The 26,447-nt window shown below is 49.3% G+C and carries 19 protein-coding genes; 9 read left to right on the forward strand and 10 right to left on the reverse strand.

The genetic code is table 11. The annotated features are described in order from the left end of the window. Positions 1-11 precede the first annotated feature (11 nt). From IEW26_RS20990 to ftsE, 4 genes are all read right to left on the reverse strand, one after another. Positions 12-1,484 carry a S41 family peptidase gene (locus tag IEW26_RS20990; protein WP_111269149.1) on the reverse strand — a complete coding sequence of 491 codons (1,473 nt, stop codon included), beginning with the start codon at positions 1,482-1,484 and terminating at the stop codon, positions 12-14. A gap of 209 nt (positions 1,485-1,693) precedes the next feature. Then, positions 1,694-2,974: a murein hydrolase activator EnvC family protein gene (locus IEW26_RS20995; RefSeq protein WP_145404378.1), complete on the reverse strand. Its 1,281-nt coding sequence runs from the start codon at positions 2,972-2,974 to the stop codon at positions 1,694-1,696. A 248-nt stretch (positions 2,975-3,222) separates the two neighbouring features. Continuing rightward, complete coding sequence (gene ftsX / locus IEW26_RS21000) at positions 3,223-4,140, reverse strand: permease-like cell division protein FtsX (RefSeq protein ID WP_188593757.1); 918 nt, start codon at positions 4,138-4,140, stop codon at positions 3,223-3,225. Continuing rightward, positions 4,130-4,816 carry a cell division ATP-binding protein FtsE gene (gene ftsE, locus IEW26_RS21005; RefSeq protein WP_056693908.1) on the reverse strand — a complete coding sequence of 229 codons (687 nt, stop codon included), beginning with the start codon at positions 4,814-4,816 and terminating at the stop codon, positions 4,130-4,132. The genes ftsX and ftsE overlap by 11 nt, the downstream gene beginning before the upstream one ends. A gap of 253 nt (positions 4,817-5,069) precedes the next feature. On the opposite strand from ftsE, the gene IEW26_RS21010 reads away from it, so the two are divergent. Beyond that, positions 5,070-6,503 carry a VanW family protein gene (locus IEW26_RS21010; protein ID WP_188593758.1) on the forward strand — a complete coding sequence of 478 codons (1,434 nt, stop codon included), beginning with the start codon at positions 5,070-5,072 and terminating at the stop codon, positions 6,501-6,503. A gap of 973 nt (positions 6,504-7,476) precedes the next feature. Here IEW26_RS21010 and IEW26_RS21015 read toward each other — a convergent pair. From IEW26_RS21015 to IEW26_RS21025, 3 genes are all read right to left on the reverse strand, one after another. Then, positions 7,477-9,039: an MDR family MFS transporter gene (locus IEW26_RS21015; protein WP_188593759.1), complete on the reverse strand. Its 1,563-nt coding sequence runs from the start codon at positions 9,037-9,039 to the stop codon at positions 7,477-7,479. A 191-nt stretch (positions 9,040-9,230) separates the two neighbouring features. Continuing rightward, entirely contained in the window at positions 9,231-10,058 is an 828-nt protein-coding gene (locus tag IEW26_RS21020; protein ID WP_145404381.1) for a polymer-forming cytoskeletal protein, read from the reverse strand. 13 nt (positions 10,059-10,071) lie between these two features. Then, a complete protein-coding gene (locus IEW26_RS21025; protein ID WP_111269142.1) occupies positions 10,072-10,695 on the reverse strand; it encodes a YhbD family protein in 624 nt (207 codons plus the stop codon). 161 nt (positions 10,696-10,856) lie between these two features. Here IEW26_RS21025 and IEW26_RS21030 point away from each other — a divergent pair, with 161 nt between their 5' ends. Then, positions 10,857-11,645 carry an alpha/beta hydrolase gene (locus IEW26_RS21030; protein WP_188593760.1) on the forward strand — a complete coding sequence of 263 codons (789 nt, stop codon included), beginning with the start codon at positions 10,857-10,859 and terminating at the stop codon, positions 11,643-11,645. 151 nt (positions 11,646-11,796) lie between these two features. On the opposite strand, the gene IEW26_RS21035 is transcribed toward IEW26_RS21030, so the two are convergent. Then, on the reverse strand, positions 11,797-13,434 hold the full coding sequence (locus IEW26_RS21035) for a PucR family transcriptional regulator (RefSeq protein ID WP_188593761.1): 1,638 nt from the start codon (positions 13,432-13,434) through the stop codon (positions 11,797-11,799). 170 nt (positions 13,435-13,604) lie between these two features. Between IEW26_RS21035 and allC the strand changes: the two genes are divergently transcribed. From allC to IEW26_RS21070, 7 genes are all read left to right on the forward strand, one after another. Next, positions 13,605-14,849, forward strand: coding sequence for an allantoate deiminase (gene allC, locus IEW26_RS21040; RefSeq protein WP_188593762.1), 1,245 nt, complete (start codon positions 13,605-13,607; stop codon positions 14,847-14,849). Between the two features lie 26 nt (positions 14,850-14,875). Continuing rightward, positions 14,876-16,114, forward strand: coding sequence for a pyridoxal-phosphate-dependent aminotransferase family protein (locus tag IEW26_RS21045; RefSeq protein WP_188593763.1), 1,239 nt, complete (start codon positions 14,876-14,878; stop codon positions 16,112-16,114). Positions 16,115-16,794: 680 nt separating this feature from the next. After that, positions 16,795-18,138, forward strand: coding sequence for a uracil/xanthine transporter (locus IEW26_RS21050; RefSeq protein ID WP_188593764.1), 1,344 nt, complete (start codon positions 16,795-16,797; stop codon positions 18,136-18,138). Continuing rightward, positions 18,135-19,463 carry an amidase family protein gene (locus tag IEW26_RS21055; protein ID WP_188593765.1) on the forward strand — a complete coding sequence of 443 codons (1,329 nt, stop codon included), beginning with the start codon at positions 18,135-18,137 and terminating at the stop codon, positions 19,461-19,463. The genes IEW26_RS21050 and IEW26_RS21055 overlap by 4 nt, the downstream gene beginning before the upstream one ends. Next, complete coding sequence (locus tag IEW26_RS21060) at positions 19,460-20,320, forward strand: fumarylacetoacetate hydrolase family protein (RefSeq protein WP_188593766.1); 861 nt, start codon at positions 19,460-19,462, stop codon at positions 20,318-20,320. Before IEW26_RS21055 ends, IEW26_RS21060 begins: the two co-directional genes overlap by 4 nt. Before the next feature lie 323 nt (positions 20,321-20,643). After that, positions 20,644-22,038, forward strand: coding sequence for an NCS1 family transporter (locus IEW26_RS21065; protein WP_188593767.1), 1,395 nt, complete (start codon positions 20,644-20,646; stop codon positions 22,036-22,038). Positions 22,039-22,099: 61 nt separating this feature from the next. Continuing rightward, complete coding sequence (locus tag IEW26_RS21070) at positions 22,100-23,458, forward strand: allantoinase (RefSeq protein ID WP_188593768.1); 1,359 nt, start codon at positions 22,100-22,102, stop codon at positions 23,456-23,458. Between the two features lie 184 nt (positions 23,459-23,642). On the opposite strand, the gene argH is transcribed toward IEW26_RS21070, so the two are convergent. After that, the gene (gene argH / locus IEW26_RS21075) at positions 23,643-25,046 is read right to left on the reverse strand and encodes an argininosuccinate lyase (protein ID WP_188593769.1); all 1,404 of its coding nucleotides are present in this window, start codon (positions 25,044-25,046) and stop codon (positions 23,643-23,645) included. 110 nt (positions 25,047-25,156) lie between these two features. Beyond that, positions 25,157-26,392: an argininosuccinate synthase gene (locus IEW26_RS21080; RefSeq protein ID WP_145404391.1), complete on the reverse strand. Its 1,236-nt coding sequence runs from the start codon at positions 26,390-26,392 to the stop codon at positions 25,157-25,159. Positions 26,393-26,447: the final 55 nt, after the last annotated feature.

Raw genomic sequence — 26,447 nt, forward strand, 5'->3', positions numbered from 1 at the left:
TTCAGCCTTCTCTATGGCTTCGACACAGCGGACGAAATATCCTTCGAGACATTTTCGATCGCGCGCTTCAGCTGTGCATCATATTGAGGATTAGCAATCCGTTCGATCAGAGATGCTTCCAGGGATTCAGCCGTTTTTTCATCAATCTGACCTGTAACCTGAATGCCTTTTTTCTTCTGGAATGCCTTGACTGCTTCTTCCGTCTTCTGATCGTAATATCCGTCTACACGATCCGGCTTGAAGTCAAGTCCTCTCAGCATCGTCTGCGCGCTTTTCACATCCGTGCTATTGCTGTCATATTTCAGCGGCAGCTTCTCTTTATTAATCGGAGCAACCGAGAAATAGTCCGGCTGATTTACGGCAATATCCGGTTTAATGCCTTTTTCATGAATCCAGTCTCCGTTAGGCGTCAGCCACTTGGCAATGGTAATTTTCAGCAAGCTGCCGTCACCCATTTGTTTATCGTAGCTGGTCTGTACGGTTCCTTTACCAAACGAGTTCTCACCCACCAGCGTAGCACCTGCCGACTGCTGCAGAGCTCCTGCCAGAATCTCGGATGCACTCGCGCTGCCCTTATTCATCAGTACCGTAATTGGATACGGTTTGGCTGATCCACTCGACTTGCTTTGTTCCTTCTTGCCATTTTTATCTTCAACCTGAACGATGACTTTGCCCTTAGGTACAAACTGCTCCGCAATATCAATAACGACTTGCAGCACGCCGCCCGGGTCATTCCGTACATCAATAATCAGGCCTTTCATGTTCTGCTTCTCCAGCTTGGCCAGCTCTTCCTTGAAGCGTTCACCTGTATTCATTGAAAACTGGGTGATGTTAATGACACCAATACCGCCGTCCTCCATATGTGCATAGACGGTTTCCAGATCAATATCATCACGTACAATCGTGAATTCAATCGGCTCTGTGGACCCGGCACGTTTCACCTGTACTTTGGCTTCACTGCCTTTAGGTCCTCTGATCTTGTTAACGGCTTTGTTTAATTCAAGCCCTTGAAGAGATTCCCCGTTAACAGACAAAATGATGTCCTTCGCACGAATACCCGCTTTTTCGGCCGGTGAACCTTTGATCGGGGATACAACAACAACATAACCATCCTTCGAGGATACCTCTGCGCCGATGCCTGTAAATGAACCTTCGATCGACTCTTCGAATTGGGCCGCCGTTTCCTGGGCCATGTAATTGGAATACGGGTCACCAAGTGATTCCATCATGCCATTAATCGCACCATCAATCAGCTTGGTACGATCCACTTCTTTATAATAGTTTCTGGAGATCAAATCCATCGCGGTTTCAATCTTCTTCATATCGTTCTTCTGCTGCGAACTTCCGGTAACACTTGCCAGAAGTCCTTCGCCTGGTGCAGCCTGACTTGTAATCCCCGGGTAAGTCATTAACACCAGCGTCAAGAGACTTCCGCCAAGCAGACCCAGTATAACGAACAGCAGTGCCGATCTTTTTTTCATCATCCCGTTTGTCACCGCCTTTAGTTTTGAAGCTCCTCTGATTCGCACGATCCGAATCATTCCCTGAACATGCCAGCTTAGTATATGTCTAGCTTGTACGGATTATGTTTTTTCCATTCGGGCATTAAAAATTTTATGCACTTTATCAAAGAGTTCAACATGAATGCAGTCGTCAATGATTTAACGTTTATACAGTCATCAATGTGACCATTCTACAGATAATTCATCGGGTTCACAGCCGTTCCATTATCACGCACTTCAAAGTGCAAGTGTGGCCCGGTAGAGTTGCCTGTATTACCAGACTCGGCAATAACATCCCCTTTGTTTACGGTATCGCCTTTGCTGACCTTCAGACCGCCCTCACGCAAGTGTCCGTATAATGTCCACAGTCCGCTACCATGGTCAATGATAACCGCATAACCATATCCGCTATACCATTCAGCCATAATAACAATCCCGCCTGCCGCAGCATGAACTGATGTCCCCTGTGGAACAGCGAAATCGACACCTGCATGCAATTTACCGACTTCTCCCGTAATCGGGTGAACCCGAGGGCCAAATGGCGAAGATATACGTCCGCCAGATACTGGTTTTGCGAAGATACCGCTGCCTGTGGAATAGGTCACTGCACTGTCGCTGCTTGTGCTTACACGGGTCGGCGTCTTCGCCGCTGCTTTGGCTCTTGCCGCAGCTTCAGCACGAGCTTTAGCCGCTGCAGCAGCTTGCTGCTCGCGCAATTTATTTTTCTCCTGCAGCAGAGCTGAGCGCTTGCTAGCAATTTGCATCAACACATCTTCCTGCTCTTGTGTCAACTCTTCGGATTCTTCAATTTTAGCATCATATGAAGCCAGAAGCACCTGCTTTTCCTGCTCTTTCTCGTTCAGCTGTGACTTCCGCTGCTTCTTTTGCGCATACAGACTTTTGGCTTCGGCATACTGCCGGTCCAGGTCTGCTTTTTTCTCCACAACCAGCTGCTTGTCGGCTTTGTGCTCGTCCAGCAGATGCTGATCCTGGTCTACAATCGTTTTGAGTGAATCAGCACGGGTCAGAAAGTCAGTGAAGCTGGTGGAGGACAACAGGACATCCAGATAGGATACCGCACCGTCTGTATACATCAGGCGTACACGTGATTCCAGCAGCTTTTCTCTTGCCACAATGCGCTCTTCCGCGGCCTGCAGATCTTTTTTCGTTGTACGAAGGTCCTCCTCCGTGTTTTCAATCTGCAGCGATACACTGGCCAGCTCATCACTAACGACATTGATCTGCTCCAATACAACCTTCAGATACGCATTGGTTTTATTCTTATAATGCTGTGCTTCCTTTTTGTTGGCAGCAGCTTTCTTCTGCTCCTGCTTGGCAGTGGCTGCCTTGCTCTCCAGCTGCTGAATCTGCTGATCAATATCGCTAATGCTGTTCTTGGCATATCCGTCAGAAGGTTGAAACGTCATCCCGGCCAGTAACATAAAGGCCAGCAGCGAAGCGGTTTTTTTCAAAATGATAATCCCCCATCCTATGAATTCACAAGAAAGCAATCTGCACAGATGGCGAACAGCATGTTCCTTTGCTTTCTTTCATTGCATGTTCCTTGGCTTTCCTTTATTGACATGTTCCTTGACTTTCCTTCATCAGCATGTTCCTGTGAACATTTTGAAACGTTGCGTCTTTTCTACATATCGTCAAACAGCGCCCAATAATGAACCTGTTCTGCTATTCTTTTTCGACATTTGCTGCGCAATGCAGCTTACACTTTGAGCGACTTGCGGATGGACAGCGTGCTGCCCAGAATACCAACCAACACACCAAGCCCGATCAGAAGTGTTCCCATCAGCGGCCAAATCTCACTAAGCGGAATCAGATTAAGCATCTGCATAAAGACATCCTGACCAACAGTCGCCATCAGGCGGCTGTATCCGAAGAAGAGCACACCCACTGTAACAATTGAACCGATAAGTCCAATCAATGCCCCTTCAATAAAGAAAGGCCAGCGAATAAAGGTGTTGGTTGCACCCACCAGCTTCATAATGCCAATCTCCCGGCGGCGTGCGAGAATCGTTACGCGAATCGTATTCGAGATCAGGAACATGGACATGAGACCCAGTCCCCCGACAAAAATAAATCCGATGTTCCGAACAAGCTTCGTAAATTTGAACAGCACTTCAACCGTTTCCTTGCCGTAGTTTACTTTCATAATCGGCTTCTCCGGGTGCTTCTCGTTCAATGCTTCAATCTTCTGTGCTACAAAAGTAACCGTCTCCGGTTCAATCACTTTCACTTCAATCGTATCCGGCAGTGGATTGTTATCCACATCAAAGCCGCTTAATACATTATCTGCGCTTGATCCAAGACGTTCGCGGAACTCCTTGAGCCCTTCCTCCTTGGAAACAAAACGAATCTCGCTGACCTCAGGCATCGCGCTGATCTCCTGCTGCAGCGTATTACGCAGGTTCTCGTCCACATTCAGCTCCAGAAACGTACTGATCTCCACCTGACTATCTACCTGATTCGCCATGGAGTTCACGTTGAGCACCAGCAGCATAAACACGCCAAGAATAAACAGAGAGACGATGATCGACATGACGGATGCCACTGACATCCAGCCATTGCGGAATACGTTCTTGAAGCCCTCCCGCAGATGCCGCAAGAGAGTACTAAAATTCATAACCGTACTCCCCTCTCATCTGATCCCGTACAATCTGTCCGCGTTCAATGGCGATAACCCGTTTACGCATCGTATTAACAATATCCTTGTTGTGCGTAGCCATCACAATTGTCGTTCCCCGGAAATTGATCTCGTCCAGCAGCTGCATAATGCCCCATGACGTCTCCGGGTCCAGATTCCCTGTAGGCTCGTCCGCAATAATCACCGAAGGATTGTTGACAATCGCACGTGCGATGGCAATCCGCTGCTGCTCTCCGCCGGAGAGCTGTGAAGGCTCACGATTAGCCTTGCTGCGCAAGCCTACCAGATCAAGCACTTCCATGACCCGTTTCTTGATATGCCGCTTGGGTGCTTCAATAACTTCCATTGCAAAAGCAACATTCTCAAAAGCGGTCATCTTCGGCAGCAAACGGAAATCCTGGAACACTACGCCGATGTTGCGGCGCACGTAAGGAATTTTGCGTGGTTTTAACTTGCCAATATTAAATCCGTTAATGGATATTTGCCCTTTGGTCGGCACTTCTTCTCTGTACATCAGCTTCATAAAAGTCGATTTGCCTGCACCGGATGGACCCACGATATAGACAAATTCATTGCGGTCGATCTTCACCGACACCCCTTGTAATGCGTGGGTCCCATTGGCGTAGGTCTTCCACACGTCCTGCATTTCTATCACATCATCACTTCCTGCTCACATAGTTAGCCATTATGATTTCGACACAATCCCGGCATTTCCTTTAAAAAGACCTGAAATTCATCAGGAAAAATCCACGGTTCCCCTCTTATGCTGGTGAAGCATGGATTCATATGAAGTTTATTGTAACAAATTTGTTACCTATTGAGTACCCGAAAGTTTTCCACCCCTGGATCATATAGATAGATAATGTTACGAATTCCGAAACAACAGAAGCCAAAAGGAGCGTTCGGTTATGAAAAAAATTCATGTTACGGTCATCGTCCTGTTCTCCCTGCTCTTGATCGGCTCCGCGTCCTATGGATTGCTCTATATGTACGTGAATCAGCCCAATTTGCCTAAAGGTGTGAAGGTCGGCGGCTGGGAAATGGATGGCAAACCACGCAAGGAAGTGCTGACAGAGCTGCGCATACGCATCCAGCAATTGCAGGACTGGCCTGTTACTCTTGAGATCGCTGAGCCAAGCCCGATCATAATGACATATGCCGCAGGCGAACTAGGGGTAAGCTACCACGCAAACAGCTTTGTTAATGCCCTTAAAGAGCTGGAGGAGGGCAATCTGTGGGAGCGCGCATACGCAAGGTATCAGTTTCCCGAAGTTTTCCCTTTGGATATGACCTATAATGAACCAACACTCAAGCAACTGCTTAGCCCTGCCTGGGAAAAAGAAACCTTCGGTTCCCCGACGGAAGCCGTGCGCCGCATCACCGATAATGATAAAGTACAGTACATTCCGGAGAAAAGCGTGCACCGGATTGATTGGAAAACCCTCTCTACCCTTTTGCAGACGAAGCTGCACCGGGAACTGAGCGATGTACATGAAGGCGCAAAGCCAGATCCCGTTCGCATTTCTTTACCCTTATACCTCCTGAAACCCGAGGTTACGATTGATTCATTGAAGCAGGAAGGCATCGACCGCAAAATCATTCAATTCTCCACGAGTCTGGGCAACAGCAGTAAAGGCCGGGTACATAATGTCAGCGCTGCGGCTCAAGCGATTAACGGCATGATTTTGCCGCCCGGAGGTGTGTTTGATTATGAGAAAGTCATTCGTAAAGCGGAGAAGGAATATGGCTTTCGAGAGGCTCCGGTCATCGTCAATGGACGACTTACACCGGGAATCGGCGGAGGGATCTGTCAGGTTTCCAGCACCGTATATAACGCTGCCCTGCTGACTGGACTGGATATTGTGGAGAGACGTAATCATTCGCTGCCGGTAAAATATATACCGAAGGGACTCGACGCCACCTTTGCGTCAGGAGCAATTAATTTCCGTTTCAAAAACAACACTGAAAAATCATTATTGATTCACGCGAAGGTGCAGGGCGGGCGCATGGTTGTGAAGTTTTTTGGCACATTTCCCGAGAATGTCAGCTATGCGCTGGAGTCCCGTACCATTGAAACGCTGAGCGTGCCCGTAAAATATGTATCCAGCAACGTGCTGCCCGATGGAGCCCAGCAGGTGCTTCAGAATGGACAGCCTGGTTATATTGTCGAGACGGTTCGCACCAAAAAAATTGATGGCAAGGTAGTCGAGTCCAAAACGATCTCACGTGACGTTTACAAAGCTCAAAGCCGGCTTATTGCGCGTTCAGGTCACATCAGCATGCCTGATCCGAAACAGCCTTCTGTAGTGGAGGACGGCATTCGTGAAAGTAATCAGCCTTAAAATTAGATGTACTACAAGTTAAACGAGAGAACTTTACACTTGGCACTCCGGGGTCAAAACAACTTCTGTCACTGTCCCTCCGGGTTTATATAAATGAAAAGTTTAATCTCAACTTATACAGGAGGACGAATTTTAAAGGAGGGCGAGCTGGCTTCGTTGGTTGTCAGCTGATTTGGAGGAAAAGCGGACAAATGGATGTGAACTTTCCCCCAAGCCAGCCGATATCAGGTGAGATGATCGCTCAGACCGCTAACGATTCCCAGAAACCTTATTCCGTGCAAAATGGGTCGTTTAAAAATGTAACGATTCGTAGAAACGCTATTTTGCTGGAAATCATGCAAAAGTGGCGGGAATGGCATCATTTTGACGAAATAACGTCTCGTAAAATCGTTAGAATTTCAGGACGGTCTAATTTGTATAAATAACGTTTCCTGGAATCGTTAGCGGCGAGGTCAGCAACTGCACTGCGTGCAGCTCCCAGCATGCAGTGCCCTGATTCATGACGAGGGTGTTCAGCCTATACGGAGTTTAGTTCAAGCCTGGTTGGAGTCAGGTTAAAGTGTGTGCAGGAGAAGGTTGCCGCGCAAGCTGCTGCTACAACCATGCCCATCACCCATCCAGCTCACAGCCAAAACCATTCCAACACGTAGCTACATCAGGTATACATTCAAAAAAGACACATTCTCATGCACTTTACAGCATACATGAGAATGTGTCTTTTCGGATGTGTCTTTTCAGGGTCTATGTTAATTCGTGATACATTTCCAAAAATTAAAGGTAAAGAGACTGGTGTGTGTCTGAAAAAGCTGAAGGCGTTGAATTTTCGTTCCAAGCCAGGAAGTTTCCGCAGGCATGCCAGAGCCCATCAACCGAAGGCTACACAGCAGAGGCGAAACGGTGGTACAAGATGCACTTCAGCGGGTCTCAAGACACGCCTAGTAAAGCTTGAAATGACTCCGCCTAATTCCTTGCTTTAATGCCCGGCTGTATACTCATGCTGCTCTTCGCCCACAACCATCTTCTCATTGCCCATGAAGAATGAAGCAAGCAGCGCAAGCGCCGCAGGAATTACAGCCCATGCAAACAGCTGCACAATGGAGGATGACAACGCGTGAGTAATTGCCTCCAGAACCTGCGCAGGAATTCCTTGGCGCAGTTCTGGTGATAACAGTGCGTGCGGGTCCGTCAGATCCATTCCGGCAGGCAGACCGCCAGCAGGCGCTCCAGCTGATGCGCCAGCCTCTCCGGCAGCACCAGCCACGCTGTCCGTCATTTTACGCGTGAACACCTGGCTCTGCACAATTCCGAATACCGTAATGCCCATCGTCATCCCGAGTGAACGCAGGAAATTCAGCGTAGAGCTTGCCGCTCCTCTTCTGCGAGGCTCAAATGCATTCATCGCTGCATTGCTCAGCACGGAGAACGATGAACCGACACCAAGGCCAATCATAACCATGTACACCCGAATGGTCCATAAGGAGGAATCCTCGTCCAATGTAGTCAGCAGGCCCAGACCCAGAACCAACAGTGCCAATGTAGGAATCATAATGTTGCGATACTTGGTTTTGGTCATAAGCACACCGCCCATGGAAGCCGTCACTACAGAACCCAGCATCATCGGCAGCAGGACAAGACCCGAGTTGGTCGCTTTGCCGCCGAGTACACCCTGGATGAAAATAGGGATATATACCGATGCCGTAATAAATGCAGCCCCGCTAAACATCGCAATAACATTGCTTGACCAGTACACCCGCTTGCGGAACATGCTGAACGAAATAATCGGCTCCTTCGCTTTGCTCTCAGCATACAGGAAGAGCAGTGCAAGCACGACGAATCCGGCAAATAACCCCAGAATCTGCGGGGAGTCCCAGGCATATGTTTTGCCGCCCAGCTCCAGTCCGAAGATCAGGCATACCACTGCTCCGATCAATGTCACAGCACCCATCCAGTCAATCTGCTGCGACTGATGCTGATGGGATTCCTTATAGAAAAATGCGATAAACAGGAAGGCGACCAAGCCAAGCGGAAGGTTAATGTAGAAGACCCATTCCCAGGTTGCATATTCTGTAATATATGCCCCAAGCAGCGGTCCAAACACGCTCGATAGTCCAAATACCGCACCAAACAATCCACCCAGCTTGCCTCGCGCTTCTGGTGCCACCACATCAAACATAATGGTAAAAGCAATCGGCACCAATGCTCCTGCCCCAATCCCCTGAATCGCTCTGTACATCGTGAGTTCCACAATGGATGTCGCCGTACCGCATAAAGCCGAACCCAGCATAAATACGATAATTCCGAATACAAAAAACTTCTTGCGTCCATACATATCGGACAGCTTGCCAAAGATGGGCATACCCGCCATCTCCGCTACCATATAAGCCGAGGTGACCCATACAAACTTGTCGAGTCCTCCGAGCTTGCCGACGATATCCCCCATCGCCGTAGCCACAATGGTATTATCCATTGAGGCCATTAATATGCTGAGCAGCAGCCCTGCCAGCACAAATCCAATTTTATTATTACGTGCAGCCATTGTTGTTAATCTCTCCATTCCCGTTCTATATCATATGACTGCATTAGTATATCCGAAAAGCAACGGCAAGCAATCAGTCCAAGGACCGATTGCTTTGTGGTAAAACCTTCTACCTGTGGAGGATAACTCGTCACCAGATAAATAGCCATTTAACTCTAGCAGTCCGCCCTCAGCCTCTAGCAGTGCAGCATCTAGATTAACTGGCTGTGTCCTACCTTTGCTTCAGGATCAACCGAAAGCTCGCCAGAATACTCTACGATGCGAATATTACAGCCGCGCCCGATATGAACCCTCGTGCCCCGAACCGTATCTGCTTCGGTATCCTCGAGCACAATTTCATCCCCTTCGATGAGCTGCGCCCGGAAGGAAGGTGCACCGCCCAGCCCAAGTGCTTTCCAGAAGCCGCTCCGTTCCTTGCGCCGAATATCGATACGCTCCCCGCCTACTTCTCTCGCGGAAGAAGACGTATATAAACGAATCTGCACACTGTCTGCATTAAGCAATCCGCCTACCTTGATATTGCCTTGAACGCTGATTACTTCACCCTGAACATCTCCATCAATTGTAGCCATACCGCCAATATCGATGCGTTCTCCATCCACTCTGCCGCGTACATTACATTTTCCGTTCACCGTTAATTCAGGCGTAGACAGGTCACCATTAATCGTGGTCATGCCATCAATCCGAACTCGGGAGCTGTCCAGTGCACCATTGATCGTACACATTCCGTTAACCGTAGTATGTTCAGCACGAGCCGGGCCATGAACCCCAAGCGTTCCATTCACATCAAGGGACTGAGTGCGCATCTCCCCCTCCACCTTGGCCATTCCGTTAACCGTTGTGCTTTCGGAGGTTAGGGAACCATAGATTTTCAGAGTTCCGTTAACGCTCAAGGAGAAACAATCCAGGTCTCCATCCAGTTTGGCCATACCGTCGATATTAACCCGGTGATAACTTCCCCCGGTCGTTTTGCGTGACCCTGTAACATTCAGATCGTTTCTCAAATGACGTTCTTCCATGCATAACTCCCCCTCAGCCCAATTTAAGTTTCAATTCTTCCATAAATGATGCCAGCGGAATGCGCAGTACCACTTTTACGCCTTGATCAAAATAAAGCTCTGCTCCCGCGCCCACCAGCATGAAGGCAGGTACGCCCATCTTGCGAATCAGCAGCAGTTCGCTCGCACGGTCACGGAAGCGATAGTAATGTTCAGACATCACATCAATCAGCAGCATGCCTTCCTGTTGGGTAATGTCTCCGCTCAGCAGCAGCTTCTCAAGCACATACAGCATCATAATCTGTTCCAGGCCATATAATGACTGCTGCCGTCCGGTTTCGTTTAACAAATCCAGCGAAGATAATGAAACAATGTTTCGATCCAGCAGCTGCTGGTCAGACATCTCCACCTCACCGAGTGTTGGCGAGAATACATCAGCCAGTTCATCCAGCGATAATCCGTCTTTCATATGAATGATCTTGTCAATTCGCTGTAAAATCTGTTGTTTCGGAAAGAACGTTTCTTGGCCCGTAAACGAAGACTTCCGAATAAACCATTCCTCGGGAATGAGGTTTTTCCGTTTCCAGCGATACAATTGACCATATGAAATGCCTGTCAGATCAAGCAGTTCTTTTTTGGAGATCAAATCATCCGTCATATCCGGACCCCCTTTTCACAAAAATAGTGTAACAAAACATTGTTACGTTGTAAAACAAAATGATTGAATGCGTTTTCGAAAATGTCATTGAATTCGCTATATTTTAGTTATAACCTTTGATTACAGGCTAATCTTCAATAATGAAAGGGGTTACTTTTTTAATGGCACTCATCAAATGTGAATTTTATTCGGACACGCTCGGACTAAGCACCAGTATGCATGTGATTCTGCCTCAGCAAACCCATAGTCAGATCGGCATGCACAATGTCACCGGTTCTGGTCTGCACCCTACCCTGTATTTGCTTCACGGTCTGTCTGATGACGACTCCATCTGGCTTCGCCGTACATCGATCGAACGTTACGTTGCCTCTCTTGGCATTGCTGTCGTTATGCCTCAGGTTCACCGCAGCTTCTATACCGATATGGCCGAGGGAGGACGATACTGGACCTTCATCAGCGAGGAATTGCCCGCACTTGCCCGCTCCTTCTTCCCGTTGTCTCCTCAAAGAGAAGATAACTTTGTCGCCGGACTGTCGATGGGCGGATATGGAGCTTTCAAGCTGGCTCTTCGCAAACCGGATCAATATGCCGCTGCCGCAAGCCTCTCAGGTGCTCTGGACATGGCTGCTCATATGAACAACGAAGCACCTTCGGCCTTACAGCGGGCCGAGCTGTTACGTATCTTCGGACCCGAATTTGCCGGTTCGGATAACGATCTGATTCATCTGCTCAAGGAAAGCAAAAACAGTCAGGACCCACGCCCTCTCCTTTATCAATGCTGCGGAACAGAGGACTTTTTATATGAAGAGAATCAGACATTCCGCAAAGCCTGCGCAGAGACCGATTTCGAGTTAACTTACGAGGAAGAGCCAGGCGAGCATGAATGGGGATATTGGGATATGAAGATTCAGGATGTATTGAAGTGGCTGCCGCTGCCTAAACAGGGCTAAAGAACCGCCACAACCCCGACTTAAGATTCAACAAAACAGGCCTGGGATCAAGCTGTATTCCATGGGTTAGTGTCATGTCGTTCTTGACGATGACCATCCTTGGAGGCAGCTCTTCCCGGCCTGTTTTTTTATCCGAATCTGTATATTCCCACTATGTTAACCAATCCGATTTCCCCTCTTCTGGCAGCAAAGCTTTAATTCGAAAAGCCATTCGAAGGCGCAGCGTTTCTTCCGGGTCCTTCAGACTGCGGCCAATAATCTCCTCACATTTTTCCAACCGATAAATGACTGTATTGCGATGAATGTACAGCCTTTTTGCCGTCTCGGCAAAATGACAGTGCGTTTCCAGATAGACAGACAGGGTATGGAGCAGCATCTTGTGGTCCTTGAGCGTTTCATCTTCAAAGCCCTGCATCGTATCCATATAAAACTTTCGCAGATGCTCTTGGGGGATCAGACGCAGAATTTCCGGCACCTCCTTGGGCTGGTATAGCTCTATAAAACGTTTCTTTCCCGTAATGCCTCCGAAATAGAGCGCTTCATTCGCTTCTTTGTAGGACAAAGGAATCTGGGGCAGCGACTGGGCGTAACTGCTGAAGCCAAAGGACATGTCCGACTCGTAATATGCTGCAATTTTGCTCTGCAAACGTTCCAGCAGCTCAATGAAGAAAGGCTGGATTACTTTCCATTCCTCGGTCAGCTGCATCAGTAAAATGTAGGATTGATCGTAGGTATACACATGGATCGGATAACGAAACTGAGCCACTTCTCCTTCAAGATACTCAGCGATCTGATCCTGCTCCGCCTTGTACTGCAGAAACGAAGTCGTTCGATCCTTATTGTTCAGCTTGCCGACTGCACAAATATATCGTTGGTCATTAGACAGCCCAAACTCCCGTCCCCGACTGGCAATCTCTTCACTGCTGGAGAATACACCCCCAATGAAATTCGAAAAAAATTCATTCTGGATGCGGCGACGATTCTGCTTCAGGGCATTGTCCTTCATTAATTCAAACGCAATAACGTTGGTCGCTTGTTCAATGGTCAGGATACTCGAACGTTCAGAGGGCGGCACAAAACCTGTAATACAGAGGTAGTGCAATTGTCTATGCGTATAAACAGGAAACAGCGTTAACGTCTCACCTTTCTCTCCTAACAAGGAAAACGCCGAGAAGGTGGAAGTCGGCAGGTAGAAACGCATGCCTGCGGATAAAATTTCCTCTAGCTGCGAAGTCGTTCGGGGTGACAAGCGACCAAAGACAGGCTGCAAATAGGGGCCCAGCAGAATGACAGGCAATTTTAGCAAGGAGGACAGCTGATCTAACAACTTGGGAACACCCTGGCCGCTCATAATCTGCTGCGTGAACTGTCTGTGGGTTTGTATCGCATGATGCAGCTGTGCCGTCTGTACATCGAGAATATGATTAAGCGCCTTATTGACAAGATCGCCAAGCGAAGGCTCCACGGGCAGCTCCAAGAGAGGCAGATGCAGTTCGTCAGCCAGTTGAACGGCTGATTCAGGTATGCTACCAAGAAATCTTTTGCTTTTGATGCCCAGTCCCGCGCATTCCTGACGGCCCATCTCCCGAATCAGTTCTAACAAAGCTGGCAGATCATCCTTGAAGTGAAAAGCCGTTGTGATCAACAATTCACTCCTTTTCAGATAAGGAATAATATCAGGAGCATCCATCATATTTACCGTATGAACTTCCCTGTTTAAACCCAGCTCACCCCCCACAATGGTTGTCCCGTTGAATATGGGCAGCTTTAGCAGGTCATTTATTTTCATCTTCCCCACCCCTATGGTTAACATGCACAATGAATTGAATGATTCTTCTACATTTTCGTGAATGATTTCTATTATTTTTTATTTTACGATTAATTACACGCAATGCCAAGTCAATTAATATAACATCAATTGGAAAGCTTGCACTGCCGGAATGGGGGTTATTGCATTTGATGATTAAACAATTGAAACCATCTGCCTTATCTGCGCAGATTGAAGACATGGTTGAATGGCTGGCCTCATACGGATTAGAACAAAGCGGTGGCGTAACCCGTTTACTCTATGACCAAGCTTGGAGTTCAGCTCAGAAGGCAATCCAGGCGAAAATAGAACAGCTCGGACTTACGGCATGTTACGACGATGTCGGCAATTTATTTGGCCGGCTTGCCGGAAAAGATCCTGAAGCCAAGGTTATATTAACCGGCTCTCATATTGATACCGTTACAGGTGGCGGCAAATACGACGGAGCGTTCGGAATTGTCGCTTCACTCCTTGCCGTGGAATATTTACTGACGCATCACGGTCAACCACTCAAACCGATTGAGATTGTATCACTGTGTGAAGAAGAGGGAAGCCGTTTCCCCATGACGTACTGGGGTTCAGGGAATATAACAGGAGTAAAGGATCGGGATACCATCCATAACGTCAAAGATGCAAATGGAATATCACTTGAGCAGGCGATGCGGGATGCAGGGTTTGGATCAGGCCTTCATTCGCCCCCCAAGCGTACGGACCTTGAATGCTTCATCGAATTACACATCGAGCAAGGTGAGGTGCTTGAACGCAAGGGGAAATCCATCGGGATCGTCAGCCACATCGTCGGGCAGCGCCGCTATAACATTACGGTGTACGGCGAGAGCAATCACGCGGGAACAACACCTATGCAATGGCGCCAGGATGCGATGTTCACCGCCGCCGAAATGATTCGCCTTTTGACGCATCGCGCCAAAGCGGACATGAGCGGACTTGTGGCTACTGTCGGACATATGGAGGTCAAGCCGAATGTAGGCAACGTTATCGCACGCGAGGTTACCTTCAGTCTGGATGTACGCCACAGTGATGCGGGTACCATTGAGCAATTTTGCGAGACATGCTTTCGTGAATTCGAGACAATCGCGGCGGAACACGGGACACGACTCATGTATCATAAATGGATGGACGAACCGCCGGTCGCGATGGATCACACGTTGAACGAGGCGGCTGAAGACATCCTGAGGCGCGAGGGAATCTCTTATAAACGGATGACCAGCGGCGCAGGACACGACTCACAGATCTTCGGAACCTATTGTCCGACAGCTCTGCTGTTTGTACCCAGTCGGGGCGGAATCAGTCATTCCCCCGCTGAATTTACCCACACGGAAGATTTGCAGCGCGGTGTACTCCTGCTCATCGACCTGTTATATAAGCTGGCATATTGAATGAACAATCAGGAGGCGATTACGAGATGACACAGTATCGGGAAATTAATGCACCTTTGAGAACGATTATGACACCCGGCCCCGTTGAGGTGGACCCTAGAGTTCTTCGAGCCATGAGCACCCCTGTTTTGGGTCAATTTGATCCGGAATTCACCCGCATGATGAATGAAACGATGGATATGCTGCGGCAAACATTCCAAACGACAAACCAATGGGCTTTCCCCGTAGACGGCACTTCACGTTCAGGCCTGGAAGCCGTGTTATGCAGTCTGATTGAGCCTGGCGACAAAGTGCTTGTACCCATTTTCGGACGCTTCGGACATCTGCTGACCGAAATCGCCGAGAGACAAGGTGCCGAGCTCCACCTGATGGAATGTCCATGGGGACAAGTATTCGACCAGCAAGCGGTGATCGACGAAGTGAAACGGGTTCAGCCGAAAATACTGGCAATCGTGCACGGCGAAACATCCACAGGCTGCATGCAGCCATTAGACCTGATCGGTCCAGCCTGCCGGGAGCTTGGTGTACTCACGGTAGTGGACACCGTCGCTTCCATTGGAGGCACCCCGGTCAAAGTGGACGAATGGCAGCTGGATGCGGTGATTGGCGGAACCCAGAAGTGTATCTCTGTTCCTTCCGGCATGGCGCCGGTCACCTACAACGAGCGGGTGGAACGTATTTTGACGAGCCGGAAAAAGGTTGAACGCGGCGTTGCACTGGATAGCGATCGCCGGGATGTCGCACATCCGATCCGCAGCAATTATTTTGATCTCAGTCAGCTGCAGGACTACTGGGGACCGCGCCGTTTGAATCATCACACCGAGGCAACCTCCATGCTCTATGCACTGCGCGAAGGTCTGCGTATCCTGCTTGAGGAAGGACTCGAAGCACGTTTCGCTCGCCACAAACTGCATGAACAAGCACTAATGGCCGGCATACGCGGTATGGGACTCGAGCTATTCAACGATGTGGCATGGAAGCTTCCAGTCGTAACCTGTGTAAAAATTCCGGCAGGTGTTGATGGCGAGGCTGTGCGTACCACTCTTCTGAAGCAGTTTGGCATTGAGATCGCCAGCTCGTTCGGTCCATTGCATGGGCAAATCTGGCGAATTGGAACGATGGGCTACAGCTGCCGGAAGGAAAATGTACTCTTCGTCCTTGCCGCACTGGAAGCCGTGCTTATTCGGAATCAAGCTCCAATTGTCATCGGGCGCGGCGTGCAGGAAGCTCTGGACGTTTACGAACATGCTGATTCCTTATGTTAAATATGATCACTAAGGCCGCTAACGATTCCCAGAAGTCTTATTCCGTGTAAAAAGAGTTGTTTGAAAATGTAACGATTCGCAGAAACGCTATTTCGCTGGAAATCATCTAAAAGTGGAGAAAATGGCATCATTTTATCAAAATAGCGTCTCGTGAAATCGTTAGAATTTCAGTATGGTCTAATTCGTATAAATAACGTTTCTTGGAATCGTTAGCGTGATCAGCAACGTAGAGGGAGTGTAGTTAAGGCTGGCTGGAGATTGCAGTATAAAAGATTAGGTCAATCTATATGCCCCGCTAATAAACCTTGTAATGGTGCAGGTAAGAAGGATTCCGGGAATTACCGGAATCCTTTTATATCATGGAGCGAATCAACGATGCAAAGATGCAACGATGCAGTGAATCTATGAAAAATGGATTCGGTAATCCCGCAGGCTGCTGACTCGACTCCGCAATGCAGACGTTTCAACAATTAACTTTGCATTCAGATGGGCAGAACTCCTTATCCATTTAGATATAATCGATCTTTAATATTCATTTGAATACACAGACATTTTTATATATGTATTTTTGATATACTGGCTTCTATATGCAGACATTCAGGTTTCTTATAGAGGTACGTTAATGTTCTGTAACTACACACGCTCAACTTATCAACGAAGCGTTAAACGGAAGGTGACACATGGTTCATATCCACTGGCTGCGCTCCGGACTGGCCGGACTGCAGTGGCTTTTCTTTTTATTTACCAATACAGTCGTTATCCCCATTACCGTTGGAGCTGCATTTTCGTTGCCCCAAGACAACATTCAATTCCTGATCCAATGCTCATTTGTACTCACAGGATTGGCCTGCGCTGCCCAGGCAGCATTCGGACATAAAAGAGCTGTCATGGAGGGTCAGTCAGGGTTATGGTGGGGTGTTATTCTGAGTCTTGCAGCCGCCGCTCCCTCACTGGGCATATCACTAACCCAGCTTGGAGGCAGTCTGGCTGTCGGAATAATGATCTCGGGCGCGATCACAATTCTCATCGGTTTATGCAATCTGGCTGAGCCATTTTCGAAGCTGTTTACGCCGGGCGTGATGGCTGTGTTCATGTTTCTGCTCGCCTGTCGGTTGAATATCATTTTTCTCGAAGGCATGCTCGGTATTTCGTCAGGTTCATCTGCTGAAGGCAAAGTGATCCAGCCGCTCGTCTTTCTTCTGGCTGCAGCTGTAGCCATCTTTGTTGTTGTCCTGTCCGTGAAAGCGCGACCAGCCATCGGACAGTACGCCTTGTTAATTGGCATTTTGGGCGGATGGATACTGCACATTTCTATCTTCGGCAGCACAAGCGAAGCATCAAACGTCAGCACTGCGGGAACAGGCTGGTTTCCGCTCGGAGCCCCCTCGGACGGACTGAACGCAGGTGTAGTGACTATTGCAATCATTACCGGCCTGATTAACACCTCGAATACGTTCGGGGCCCTGAAGGGCACAGATCAGCTATATGAACGGGAAACGTCTGGTCATCAATATAAACGATCCTTTACAATAAGTGGTGTACTTGCGGTGATCTCCGGTTTGCTGGGGCTGGTGCCCTATGCCCCTTATGTCTCATCCATCGGATTTCTCCAGCAGACCCGCATCCGTGATCGCATGCCGCTTGTCATTGGCGGTCTGCTGTTCGCAGCGATCGGGCTGGTCCCGGCCATCAGCAATGTGCTGACCACACTGCCGCTCAGTATCGGAAGTGCCGTACTGTTCGTAACATACCTGCGACTGTTAGGCTCCTCGCTGCAGTATTTCGGACGCATTCATATGAATGCAGCGAACCTGTATCGGACAGCCGCACCGTTATTCACAGGCATTATCGTTATGGGCTTGCCATCTGACGCTTTCGTTTCACTGCCTCCTTTGTTACGCCCCCTGCTTGGCAACGGGCTATTAGTAGGCATATTACTTGCATTGTTATTAAATCAAGTTCTCTCCAGCTCTCCCCGGAGTATGCTGAATCCAAGTATGAATACGAAAGGAGAACAACCATGAGCGTTTATGACGAGAATCAATCCGAGGTTTTGCTGCCACATTCAAATAAAACAGGGCACACTTCCCCGTCTGACCGTTGGGGAGCGTATGTAAATGCCGGGTTAAGACTGCCTGCCATGCAGTCCGGCCCGCTCAGCGGACTGGCTTTTGCCGTGAAGGATGTCTTCGACATCAAGGGTAACACCAGCGGGGCAGGCAACCCGGATTGGCTGCGCACACATCTTCCGGCAGAATCCACCGCTCCGGCACTGCTCGCCTTATTGCAGAGCGGCGCTGCGCTTGAAGGTACAACACAGACGGACGAGTTGATGTACAGCCTGAACGGGGAAAATGCCCATTACGGAACCCCGATCAATCCTGTTGCTCCTGATCGAATCCCGGGCGGATCATCCAGCGGTTCAGCTGTTGCAGCGGCAGCCGGACTGGTTGATTTCGCCATTGGCACCGATACCGGCGGTTCTATACGCATCCCATCTTCCTATTGTGGTCTATATGGCTTTCGTCCGACACACGGGGCTGTTTCCACAGAAGGCCTCATCCCGCTTGCCCACAGCTTTGATACCGTTGGCTGGATGAGCCGGGATGTCAACATTTTACTCAAGACAGGTCGTGTCCTGTTAAAAGAAAACCTCGCAGCTCCTGAAGACGCAGCAGCACTTCAGACCGATATCAGAAACGATGCACAGCACCCGTCTGACCTTGATTTTTCACCTTTCACCCACTATTATATCGCGGCAGAAGCGTGGAACTTGCCAGAAGCAGCAGACCGCTCCCTTCTACTTTCGAGATTGCATCAGCTTCCGGGTTGGCAGCCGGATCACACAACTACAATACAGCTAACAGAACCCGGCGAAAGCTTGGCAGACTGGTCAGCAGCCTTCCGTGTTCTTCAGGGGCTGGAAATTGCGCAAGAACATGGCGAATGGATTGCCAAGGAGCAGCCCACATTCGGCCCAGGTATCGCAGAACGCTTCGCATGGGCCGGGCAACTGGAACAGTCTGCAAGCACTGAAGAAGCGAACCTTCGCGCTCGTGTCAAACAAACACTGGTGGATCTGCTGGGAGAACAAGGATTGCTCGCGATTCCAACCGCACCCGGGCCGGCGCCCCTCCTTGGCCTGGAAGGTTCCGAAGCCGAAGCTTACCGCGCCAAAACGATGCAGCTCTCTTGTATTGCCGGGCTTTCCGGCCTGCCTCAGATTACTGTGCCCGTCCTTCGACCGGATGGACTGCCTATCGGCTTATCATTCATTGGCGGTACACATACAGACCTGAGACTCCTGCAATGGGCAGCCAAGCATTTTACAGAAGAGGTGTGCAGATGAAACTGGTAACGATTGAACACGAAGGCCGGGAGCAGGTTGCTTTCTGGACCGAACGCGGCGTTATCCCGATGACTTGGCTGAATGATCAAGCAGGCACAGACTGGAACACTGAACTTTTCGCCTTACTGCAACACAATCAGTTCACCGAGCTTCGTGACTGGTATGACAATCAGGGTCAGGAGAAACTCTCCTCTCTGCCTTATCTTCCAGCGAATGAAGCAACCTATCGCGCACTGTATCGCAGACCAAGAAAAATCATCGGGGTTGGCCTGAACTATCGAGAAAAGGCGATCGAGCTCGCTGGACGGGCAGCCGAGGAAGAACCTGTGATCTTCATTAAACCGGATTCGACATTGATTGGTCCCGGGGAATCGATCCGATTGCCGGGCGAAGCAGGTCAGGTTACGGCCGAAGCTGAGCTCGCCCTGGTCATTGGACAAACATGCAAAAACATTCAGGAAGAACAGGCCATGAGTGTCGTGGCCGGTTTTACAACGTCTCTTGATATGACCGCCAAGGACATTCACGCACGCAACCCGCGATTCATGCAGCGCGCCAAGAGCTTTGATACCTTCCTGAGCCTTGGCCCCTCCATCTCCACGCCTGACGAATACAGCAATCTGGAGGCTCTTGAGATTAAGACAGTGCACAACGGGCTTGTTGCGCACAGCAATACGGTTAGCAGCATGATCTTTTCTCCTGCCTACTTGATCGCTTTCCTCTCCGATGTAATGACACTGCATGCAGGAGATATCATTTTGACAGGAACTCCGGGTTCAGTCCCTATTCAACCGGGCGATACAACAGGCTGCGAAATTGCAGGACTCATGCAGCTAAACAATGTGGTTGAGGGCTAAACCCGAACATTCACAGGCATCTTTTACAACAAATTACGCTTTTAACACCCCCACTCCTCTAAAATAACATCATATGTCATATTTTTTCATGCAAATTCAACAGAAATTTAGATGATAATCTACGTTTTTGTCAATGAAATGTGCAATCAAGCTGATAAAATAAGATATATGAAGTTTAGGTAAGGAAACATAACACATTAAAGTTATTATACCTTACATTTTTTTCGATCATTCATGGTGTGGATGCAGACTGTACGAATCACTCGTAACCTCGACATCGTTCAGCCTCTGCATGCCCCATATTAAAGAGGAGTGGGGAAGTTATGTCTACCAATTTAGCAGGACAATCACTGGAGCAGGCACAGCTGCATGAAGAAATCAGCATGGATGACTCCCTGAAGCCCAAACGTGAGAGTGATCGAACGATGGGGCCCGTACCTTATATGTTCATGTGGATCGGGGATGGTGTAAATCTCGGTAACATGACACTCGGAGCAAGCCTGATCGTTGCCGGAGTTGCTACGCTTAATGTGTTTCAGACATTTATAGCAGCGATGATTGCCATCGGCATCATTTCCTTGATCTTTGCGATCAATGACCGCTTCGGTTATCGGACAGGCATTCCCTATGTTGTTCAGCTGCGCATGTCCTTTGGTATTAAGGGAGCCATTATCTCCTCCTTCCTTCGCGGTGTACCGGCAATCGTCTGGTACGGTTTCCAGAGCTGGGTCGGAGCAACAGCACTGAATGAAATCGTCAAGGTGTTCAGCGGTGGCAGCTTCGATAGTATTCCAATCTGTTTCGTACTGCTTCAGGCTGTTCAAATCGTCCTGTCCATGTACGGATTCCATGCCATCAAGTGGGTGGAAACTCTCGCTTCCGTTGTAATCATGCTGGCACTGGTTTATGTGTTCGGCCTCCTGCTTAACTCCCACAGTGCAGCAATCAGCCAAAACTGGGTGAATGCCAAAGGCACATGGGGACTTCCCTTCTTCGGCTTTATCATGGTGTTCCTGGGCAATTATGCAGCCATTTTCCTGAGCGCAGGTGATTATTCCCGCGAGCTGAAAAGCGGCATCAGTGACAAAAAGCGCAGTATGCTCTACTTCTTGCCTATCGTGATCGCCTACGGTTTCGTGCTGACCATTGGAGCAATGATGGCCGCAGCAACAGGCATATCCAATCCTGTCAAAGCCTTCGCTGTCATTGTAGACAACTCGTACATCACCGTATTCGTATCTGCCTTCATCGTCATTGGCGCAGTTGCTGTCAACATGGTCGCTAATATCGTGCCACCCGCTTATGTCATCTCACTGGTTACCAAGCTGAAATACAAAGCAGCAGTAATCATCACCGGCCTGCTTGCACTTTGTTCCTTCCCATGGGTACTTGTACAGGATTCCTCCGCTCAAGGCTTGAACACGTTCATCCTGATCTATTCTGCCTTCCTTGGCCCGATTGTAGCGATCATGCTGGTCGAATACTACATTTTGCGAAAACAAAAGGTGGATACCGCTGAGCTGTACATGGATAACGGTATATTCAAAGGGTATAACCCCAGCGCTCTTTTAGCGATGGTAATTGGAGCTGGCGCTGCCTTCCTGCTCGTAGATATCGGCTGGATCATCGGATTTATAACAGCAGGCACAGCCTATTTGCTGCTAAGCAAGTTTGCTTTTAAAGGCTCATCCTTCAAAAAAGGAACCATCTACGAGTAAACAGACCTGAATCAGCGTAGCAAGACATACAATTATCAACGATGGAAGAGGAGAGAGGTATATGGAACGTTATGATCTGATCATACGCGGCGGCAGTGTGGTACTGCCGGAAGGTGTCACAAACGTAGATATCGGCGTGAGGGATGGCAAAATTGCAGCAATCGCTGCTGCTCTGGAAGGAGAAGCCGCACAAGAATGGGATGCTGCAGGGCATCATGTGCTTCCAGGCATGATTGATGTGCACGTGCATTTCAGCGAACCCGGACGCGAGCATTGGGAAGGTTTCACCACCGGTTCAGCGATGATGGCCGCTGGCGGCTGTACCACCTTTTTCGATATGCCGCTTAACGGAATCCCATCTACGGTAACACAAGAGGCATTGCTGGACAAAGCACGGATCGGTACAGAAAAATCATTCGTCGATTTCGGTCTCTGGGGCGGGCTTGTACCGGGCAACGAGGAAGATTTGCAGCCCTTAGCCGAATCTGGAGTCATTGGATTCAAAGCATTTCTCTCTACCACAGGCAACAAAGAGTTTGAAGCGGTAGATGATATGACCCTTCTTGCGGGCATGAAAAAGATTGCGGCTCTCGGCAAAATTCTGGCTCTCCATTCCGAAAGCGCGGCGATCACCAACTGGCTGAAAGCGGAGAAGGAAGCCGCCGGGCTGGTCAGTGCCGATGATTATCTGGAGACACGGCCAATTGTTGCGGAAGTTGAGGCGGTTGAACGAGCACTCTATTATTCAGAAATTACAGGCTGTGCCCTGCATTTTGTGCACATCAGCTCCGCCGCAGCGGTAGCCAGAATCGAAGCAGCCAAAGCACGCGGCATGAACGTAACAGTCGAAACGTGTCCGCATTACCTGCTGTTCAACCATGACAGCCTGCGTGAAAAAGGTACCATTGCCAAATGTGCACCTCCACTGCGGGAAGCGGATGAACAGCAGCGGCTGATCTCCCTTCTGCTTGAGGGCCGATTCGATATGCTTTCTTCAGACCATTCACCTTGTCCTTACGAGATGAAGGACCCGAAAGATTATAATCTTTTTCAAGCATGGGGCGGCATTAGCGGCGGACAATTCACACTGCTCTCCGCTCTCGAACTTGCAATTGCACACAACGTTCCACTTGAAAAGGTCGCTGCCTGGACAGCCTCGAATCCGGCAGAACGCTTTGGTCTTGCAGACCGCAAAGGCAGGATCGCCGTTGGCATGGATGCAGACCTTGCCCTCGTACAGCTGCATCAGCCCTTTACTGTAACGGAAGAAAACTACTACGCGAAGCATAAGCAAAGCCTTTATATCGGTCATACCTTCCCGTCCAGCGTGGCCGGTACGATTGTCCGCGGACATGTCGTTGTTCAGGACGGCAGGGTACTCACTTCTACAGCTCCTGAAGGCGGCTGGCAGAAGCCCTGAGATTGCGTGCACATCAACCTGAATTCAATTGCACTCAACCTTAGATCACGTGACACAAAAAAAGAAGCATGTCAGAGAATACTTTTCTCGAACATGCTTCTTTTGGTATGCTTCTTTTGGTATGCTTCTTTTGGTATGTTTCTTATCGTATCTATTTGGACCCTGGTCAGGTGCAGCTTAATGGTTAACCTCTGTTTTCAATCCACTGCTCTGTTGCTCCGAGCACCTTCTCGCTGCGAGCAATCGCCTCGGCCACTTGACCTGAAGCCGTGCCACCGTATACATTACGGGCGTTGACTACCGCTTCCGGCTGCAGTACATCGTAGATGCGATCATCAAACAGCGGTGAGAATTGCTTGAATTCATCAATCGTCAGATCAAGCAAATATTTGCCGTTCTGGATACAATACAGCACCGTTTTACCAATCACCTCATGCGCTTGACGGAAAGGCAACCCCTCACCTACGAGGAAATCAGCGATATCTGTTGCATTCGAGAAGTCCTGATTCACGGCTTGACGCATGCGATCCTTGTTGACCTTCATTGTAGCAATCATCGGAGCGAACAGCTGAAGCGCTCCTTCCAATGTAGCTACGGTATCAAACATGCCTTCTTTGTCTTCCTGCATATCTTTGTTGTATGCCAGCGGGAGAGATTTCAGCACCGTCAGCAATCCGATCAGATTGCCGTATACCCGTCCTGTTTTACCACGAACAAGCTCAGGCACGTCCGGATTTTTCTTCTGCGGCATGATACTGCTGCCTGTGCAGAACGCATCATCCAGCTCAACAAAACCAAACTCCGTACTGCTCCACAGCACCAGTTCTTCACTCAAACGGGACAAGTGAGTCATAATCAGCGAAGCGTCTGCCAGAAACTCCACGATGAAGTCACGGTCACTTACCGCATCCAGACTGTTCTCATATACACCATCGAAGCCAAGCTGCTCTGCCACAAAATGACGATCAATCGGGAACGTTGTTCCTGCAAGCGCCCCTGCCCCCAGCGGAAGCACATTAATGCGTTTGTAGCTGTCCATCAGACGTTCAGCATCACGCTGGAACATTGATACGTAAGCCATCAGGTGATGTGCAAACAGAATCGGCTGTGCGCGCTGCAAATGAGTATAGCCCGGTACAATCGTATCCAAGTTATCCTTGGCTTGTCCGATCAGCGCCTCCTGCAGCGCATGCAGCATGCCAACAAAGCCGACTACACGCTCACGCAGATACAAGTGCATATCTGTTGCGACCTGATCGTTCCGGCTGCGGCCTGTATGCAGTTTTCCGCCGACAGGACCAATCGTTTCAATCAGGTTTTTCTCAATGTTCATGTGGATGTCTTCATCGGATACCGAAAACTCCACCTCACCTGCACGGATTTTATGCAGAACGGTAATCAGGCCTTCTTTGATCGTTTCTACATCTTCCGCAGGCAAAATACCGCATTTTCCCAGCATCGTTACATGGGCCAAACTGCCTTGAATATCTTCTTCTGCCAACGCTTTGTCAAAGTTGATCGATGCCGTGTATTCCTCAACCAGATGGTTGGTTTGCTTTGTGAAACGTCCTCCCCACAGCTTGCTCACAGTGAGTATCCCCTTTCGCTCATGGACAAAGCCGCCCCTGCCAGAATGTGCAAGAACGGCCCGCCTTGTCAGTAAAATAATTATAAGTTAGCGTGAACACACGCTATACATTATTTTTTGTTTTGCTCCACACCGGAATGTACTTTCAAGCGCAGTGCGTTCAGGCGGATAAAGCCCGTTGCATCGCCTTGATCATACGCCTCCGATGGATCAGCTTCCATTGTAGCAATGTCCGGGTTGTACAGGCTGACAGGGCTTTTCACTCCTGCGCCAATGACGTTGCCTTTGTACAGCTTCACACGAACCGTACCCGTTACGTTCTTCTGACTTTCGGTCACCAGCGCTTGCAGTGCCAGACGTTCAGGTGCGAACCAGAATCCGTTGTATACGAGTGTGCTGTAACGTGTGATCAGGCTGTCACGCAGGTTCATCACTTCACGGTCCATCGTAATGGATTCCATTTTGCGATGTGCTGTGAACAGGATCGTTCCCCCTGGTGTTTCGTATACGCCGCGGCTTTTCATGCCGACAAAACGGTTCTCTACCATGTCCACACGACCGATGCCGTGTTTGCCGCCCAGTTCATTCAGCTGCTCCATCACTTGCAGCGGGCTTAGACGCTCGCCGTTCAGGGCAACACAGTTGCCTTGCTCGAACTCCAGTTCGAGGTACTCCGGTTGATCCGGTGCATCCTCAGGTGCGCTGCTCAGCAGGAACATGTCTTTGTTCTCATCCGCGCTCGGATCGAACCAAGGATCTTCCAGCACACCGCTCTCATAGCTGATATGCAGCAGGTTGCGGTCCGTGGAGTAAGGCTTCGCCGCAGAAGCTGTAACCGGGATGCCATGCTTTTCAGCATAAGCAATCATCTCGGCACGTCCCGGGAACTGGTTGCGGAACTCTTCCAGACGCCAAGGCGCAATCACTTGAATATCCGGCGTGAGCGCAGCGGCGTTCAGCTCAAAACGAACCTGGTCATTCCCTTTCCCCGTAGCGCCGTGAGCAATCGCTGTAGCGCCTTCTGCACGAGCGATATCCACCATACGTTTAGCAATAAGTGGACGTGCGATGCTTGTACCGAGCAGGTATTGGCCTTCATAGAGGGCGCCTGCCTGGAACATAGGGTAGATGAAATCTTTCGCGAACTCGTCGCGCAGATCGTCGATGTATACTTTGGAAGCGCCCGTAGCCAGTGCTTTTTCCTCCAAGCCATCCAGCTCATCCTTCTGACCGATATCCGCTGTAAAAGCGATGATCTCTGCATCATAGGTTTCTTTCAGCCATTTCAAAATTACAGATGTGTCCAGTCCGCCGGAATAGGCGAGTACGATTTTTTCCTTAGCCATGTGATATGGTCCTCCCCAAGATCAATTACGATATTTCATCTATCATCGCCAAATT

Origin of the sequence: Paenibacillus silvae, assembly GCF_014639235.1 — a bacterium.
Lineage (GTDB): Bacteria > Bacillota > Bacilli > Paenibacillales > Paenibacillaceae > Paenibacillus > Paenibacillus silvae.